The organism is Polynucleobacter sp. 35-46-11 (assembly GCF_002281105.1).
The window spans coordinates 1-1659 of the sequence record NZ_NCFJ01000539.1 but is presented as its reverse complement, the minus strand read 5'-3'; the positions used below and the strand labels follow the sequence as shown (position 1 = coordinate 1659).

Here is a 1659-nt window from a genome sequence, read left to right as displayed (position 1 = left end):
GCATCTGGCGCTTTAGAGCCATAGACTTGTTCCCAATGCGCTTTGTTGTCCATGATATGGCTAGTGTTTAGGCTGCTTGTTTACAGCCTTCTTATAGGCATTCATACCGCCCTTAGTCTTCCACTCTTCATAGCCACCTTGAAGAATACGAAGATTTTCATAACCAGCAACTCTTAAAGCAAATCCTGCTTGGGCTGACAGGCTGCCGGTATTACAGTAAATCAGCACTGGCTTGTCTTTAGGAATTTTGTCTTTTTGTGCCAATACTTGGCGCCACTCGATATTAACTGCCCCCGGAATATGGCTCTTATCAAACTGAGCTTTATCTCTAGCGTCAATCACAAACATTTTTTTATATTCTTCAGCGGGTATCTGCTCAGCAAAAATAGTGCCCCCGCCATAGTCTACAAACTCAAGATAGCCAGCCATTTCATCTACGGTAATAGCTTTGTTATCAGCCATTGCGGGGGTTAGGGCGATTGTTGAAAGTGTTAAGGCAATTAATAGTTTTCTCATTTACTGTCCAGTTTTAATCGTTGATTTGAATTTGTCGAACTCAGGTCTTACGCTGTCGTTAAACAACTTGCCTTGCTTCTTCTGCTTAGTAGTTCCTTCTAGCTCAAGAATATCGGCAATGATTTGATAGCTCACCATGCCGTTGTGTGCGCCACCTGAAGCCGCAATATTTTGTCCGTTGTACCAAACTGAGGGCGCTGGTGTTAAAGGTGGTACAGCAGTTTGAGGAAGAATCAAAATGGGCAATCGATAAGCATTAGCAATTTCTGCCGCAATTTGAACGTTGGTATTACATCTTGTTCCCGGGGGGTCTTGATTAATGAATACCAAGGCTTTTTGTCCATTGATCACCTGCGGCATCGGGCTATTAGCCAAAGCGCCTAATGAAATTAAGGAGATAATTGCCACCAAGAAACTTTTAAGCATTTACACACCTCCTTATATTCAATAAAATCATTGAATGATTATGCCCAAACAAAAAGCCACTTTCAAGCAAAAACTTTTCGAGCAGTTCGCCAAATTGGGGAAAGCCCTCGGTTCTGAGGTTCGCCTAGAACTCATAGAACTGATCATTCAGTGCCCCACGGCAGTAGAAGACCTAGCAAAGAAGGTGAAGCTACCGATTGCCAATGTATCTCAGCACCTACAAGTTCTTAAGCAAGTGGGTCTGGTTAATACCAGCAGGCAAGGTAAGTCTATTGTTTATGAAATCGCCGACTCCGATGTGATTGATTTGTTTTTAAAGCTACAAGGTGTAGGGCAACGCCATATTGAAGAGGTTGACAACTTAGTTGACAAATACCTCAGCTCACGAGATAGTCTTGAGGGCATGCCCGTTAATCAAGTTCTCAAATTGGCTAAGCGTGGCGAAATTACTTTATTAGATGTTCGCCCTACTGAAGAATTTGCTCACTCTCATTTGGAGGGCGCAATCAATATTACCCTTGAAGAATTAGAAGAACGCTTAGGGGACTTTCCAAAATCCAAAACCATTGTTGCTTACTGCCGAGGAACCTACTGCGTATTGTCTTATGAAGCCGTTAAGCGCCTTCGAGAAAAAGGCTTTAAGGCAGTTCGAGCTGAAGATGGCATTCCCAACTGGCTTAATATGAATGTCAAACTGGCAAAGCAAGCCGATTAAAG

Annotated in this window: 3 protein-coding genes; 1 reads left to right on the top strand and 2 read right to left on the bottom strand. The window is 42.9% G+C overall.

Annotated elements, in window-relative coordinates:
* Positions 1-60 precede the first annotated feature (60 nt).
* The gene (locus B7Y67_RS17355) at positions 61-516 is read right to left on the bottom strand and encodes a rhodanese-like domain-containing protein (RefSeq protein WP_293599701.1); all 456 of its coding nucleotides are present in this window, start codon (positions 514-516) and stop codon (positions 61-63) included.
* Positions 517-942 (bottom strand): hypothetical protein, encoded by a 426-nt coding sequence (locus B7Y67_RS17350; RefSeq protein ID WP_293599700.1) that lies wholly within the window; start codon positions 940-942, stop codon positions 517-519.
* 34 nt (positions 943-976) lie between these two features.
* Here B7Y67_RS17350 and B7Y67_RS17345 point away from each other — a divergent pair, with 34 nt between their 5' ends.
* Entirely contained in the window at positions 977-1657 is a 681-nt protein-coding gene (locus B7Y67_RS17345; protein ID WP_293599699.1) for a metalloregulator ArsR/SmtB family transcription factor, read from the top strand.
* The last annotated feature ends 2 nt before the right edge of the window (positions 1658-1659 follow it).

Bases quoted from the DNA above. Each gene is read 5' to 3' on its own strand.
- B7Y67_RS17355 (WP_293599701.1), bottom strand. From the start codon at position 516: ATGAGAAAACTATTAATTGCCTTAACACTTTCAACAATCGCCCTAACC.
- B7Y67_RS17345 (WP_293599699.1), top strand. From the start codon at position 977: ATGATTATGCCCAAACAAAAAGCCACTTTCAAGCAAAAACTTTTCGAG.
- B7Y67_RS17350 (WP_293599700.1), bottom strand. From the start codon at position 942: ATGCTTAAAAGTTTCTTGGTGGCAATTATCTCCTTAATTTCATTAGGC.